This is a genomic window from Hydrogenophaga sp., from assembly GCF_051007235.1.
Taxonomy (GTDB): domain Bacteria; phylum Pseudomonadota; class Gammaproteobacteria; order Burkholderiales; family Burkholderiaceae_C; genus Hydrogenophaga.
Genome location: NZ_JBPCSJ010000505.1, coordinates 1 through 2,921 on the forward strand (window position 1 = coordinate 1; position 2,921 = coordinate 2,921).

The 2,921-nt window shown below is 70.2% G+C and carries 3 protein-coding genes; all 3 read left to right on the forward strand.

Translation table 11 applies throughout. The features are described from left to right. A partial coding sequence (locus ACR2JA_RS17835; RefSeq protein ID WP_434010412.1) for a HisA/HisF-related TIM barrel protein occupies positions 1-418 on the forward strand: 418 nt, incomplete at its 5' end. A 1-nt stretch (position 419) separates the two neighbouring features. Then, the gene (gene pseG, locus ACR2JA_RS17840; protein WP_434010413.1) at positions 420-1,970 is read left to right on the forward strand and encodes a UDP-2,4-diacetamido-2,4,6-trideoxy-beta-L-altropyranose hydrolase; all 1,551 of its coding nucleotides are present in this window, start codon (positions 420-422) and stop codon (positions 1,968-1,970) included. Then, positions 1,967-2,921: pseudaminic acid synthase (pseI, locus tag ACR2JA_RS17845; RefSeq protein ID WP_434010414.1), on the forward strand; the 955-nt coding region annotated here is incomplete at its 3' end. The genes pseG and pseI, both read left to right, overlap by 4 nt.

Sequence of the window (2,921 nt, forward strand, 5' to 3'; positions counted from 1 at the left end):
TCGCCACGGCGCGCAGTGCGTGGTCGCCAGCATCGACGTGCGCGCGCAGGACGGCGACTGGGCGTGCTACAGCCACGCTGGCCAGATCGCCACGGGCCGCGAGGTCGTGACCTGGGCACGCGAGCTGGAAGACCGCGGCGCGGGCGAGATCCTCATCACCTCCATCGAACGCGACGGCACCATGCAGGGCTACGACCTGCCGCTGATCGAGGCAGTGGTGCGCGCGGTGAAGATCCAGGTCATCGCTTCGGGTGGCGCTGGACATTACCAGCACATGGTCGATGCGGTGACGCAGGCCGGCGCGTCGGCTGTGGCTGCCGCGAGCATCTTCCACTTCACCGAACAGACCCCCGCGGGCGCCAAAGCCGCGCTGGCCGCGGCCGGCGTGCCGGTGCGCCAGACCTTCGTTCCCGCCTGACATGACAGCGCGCGTGGCGATCCGCGTCGATGCCTCGGCCGCCATCGGCACCGGGCACCTCAAGCGTTGCCTGTCGCTGGCGCACGCGCTGATCGAAGTCGGTGTGGACGTCCGTTTCGTCTGCCGGGCGCTGGACGCCGTGGCCGCTACGGTGCTGGGCGACAGCGGCTTACCCACGCGGTGGCTGCCCGCCCCCGCCCAAGCCTTCACTCCGGCACCGGATGCACCGCCACACGCGGCCTGGGCCGGTGTGCCACAGGCACAGGACGCCGACGACACCGCACAGACCCTGGCCAACTGGCGTCCCGACACGGTGGTGGTCGATCACTACGCCTTCGACGCTCGCTGGCACCGTGCGGTGCGCGCCGCGCTGGGCTGTGGTGCACAGGACTTGCGCCTGCTGGTCATCGACGACACCGCCGACCGCGTGCTCGACGCCGACGCCCTGCTGGACCACAACTGGGCACCCGATCACCGCGCCAAGTACGCCGATCGCCTGCAACGCGAGCCGCTGTGGCTGTGCGGACCACGCTTCGCGCTGCTCGCCAGTGCCTACCGAGGGGCTGCCCGGTACCGTTTTCACGACGCGGTGCGCAGCATCGGCGTCTTCATGGGCGGCACCGACCCCGGGGGGGTGTCGGCCCGCGTGCTGGCCGCCTGCCGGCACGCCGGCTTTACAGGCCCGGTGGAAGTGGTGTCCACCTCGGCCAACCCGCAGTTGGCCGGCCTGCGGGAGGCCTGCCAGCGCAACGGACAAGCCACTCTGACGCTCGACCAGCCCGACCTGGCCGCCTTCTTTGCACGGCACGACCTGCAGATTGGCGCCGGTGGCGGCGCGACCTGGGAACGCTGCTGCATGGGCGCCCCTGCCGTGGCCCTGGCCCTGGTGGCCAACCAGTCGGCCGTGGTGCCGGGGCTGGCGGCCCTGGGTGCGGTGCGCGCAGCCGATGAAGCCACGCTGCCTGTTGTGCTGCGCGAGCTCATCGCCGATCCGGCCGCGCGGCGATCGCTGGCGGAACGGGCCGCTGCGCTGGTGGATGGCCGTGGCGCCCAGCGCGTGGCCCTGGCCCTGTTGCGCGACCAACTGCAACTGCGCCCCGCCACGGCCGACGACGCGCCGCTGCTGCACGGCTGGCGCAACCACCCATCGGTGCGCGCCGTGTCGGCCACACAGGACCCGATCGACTTCGACGCCCACGAGGCCTGGGTGCGTGCGGTGCTCGCGCACCCCGGGCGCTGGCTGTTCGTCGGCAAGGTCGGCCAGCTGCCGGTGGGCAGCATCCGGTTCGACCGGCTGGCCAACGGCCACCTGGAGGTCTCGCTCTACCTCGATCCGGACCTGCAGGGGCTGGGCCTGGGCCGGCACCTGCTGGCGGCGGGCGAGCAGGCGTTGCTGGAGCTGCACCCGGCGGGCATCACCGTCGACGCCAGCGTGCTGCCCGGCAACAACGCATCGCAACAACTCTTTGCAGCCGGTGGCTACCATGGTGGCCCACTGCAATACGAGAAGACCATCGGGCCTCTGCTGGGCCCCACTGAGACCGCACCATGAAGATCCTCGACCGTGAGATCGGCTCCGGCCACCGCCCCTACCTGATCGCCGAGATGTCGGGCAACCACAACCAGTCGCTGGATCGCGCACTGGAGATCGTGGACGCCGCCGCCGCGCACGGCGCCGACGCGATCAAGCTGCAGACCTACACCGCCGACACCATGACGCTGAACCTGCGCATGCCCGGCTTCGTGATCGACGACCCCAAGAGCCTGTGGGCCGGACGCCAGCTGTACGAGCTGTACGAAGAGGCCCATACCCCCTGGGAGTGGCACGCGCCCATCATGGAACGAGCGGCTCAACACGGCGTGCACTGCTTCAGCACGCCGTTCGATTTCAGCTCGGTGGACTTTCTCGACTCGCTGAACGTGCCGGCCTACAAGATCGCCTCATTCGAGAACACCGACCTGCCGCTGATCCGCCGCGTGGCCGCCACCGGCAAGCCCATGATCATGTCCACCGGCATGGCCACGGCCGGCGAGATCGACGAGGCCGTGCGCGCCGCGCGCGAAGCCGGCTGCCGCGACCTGGTGCTGCTCAAGTGCACCAGCACCTACCCCGCCACCGCCGCCAACACCAACATCAGCACCATCCCGCACCTGCGCACCCTGTTCGGCTGCGAGGTGGGCCTGTCAGACCACACCATGGGCTGCGGCGTCTCGGTGGCGGCCACCGCGCTGGGCGCGACGGTGATCGAAAAACACTTCACCCTGCGCCGCGCCGATGGGGGTGTGGATTCGAGCTTCTCGATGGAACCGCAGGAACTGCGTCAGTTGCGCGAGGAAACCGAGCGCGCCTGGCAGGCGGTCGGCCAGATCAGCTACGGCCCGACCACGGCCGAAATGAAGTCGCTCGCCTTCCGCCGCTCGCTCTACATTGCGCAGGATCTGAAGGCCGGCGATGTGCTCACGCGCGACAACCTGCGCTGCGTGCGACCCGGCTTTGGCCTCC

Bases quoted from the DNA above. Each gene is read 5' to 3' on its own strand.
- pseG (WP_434010413.1), top strand. From the start codon at position 420: ATGACAGCGCGCGTGGCGATCCGCGTCGATGCCTCGGCCGCCATCGGC.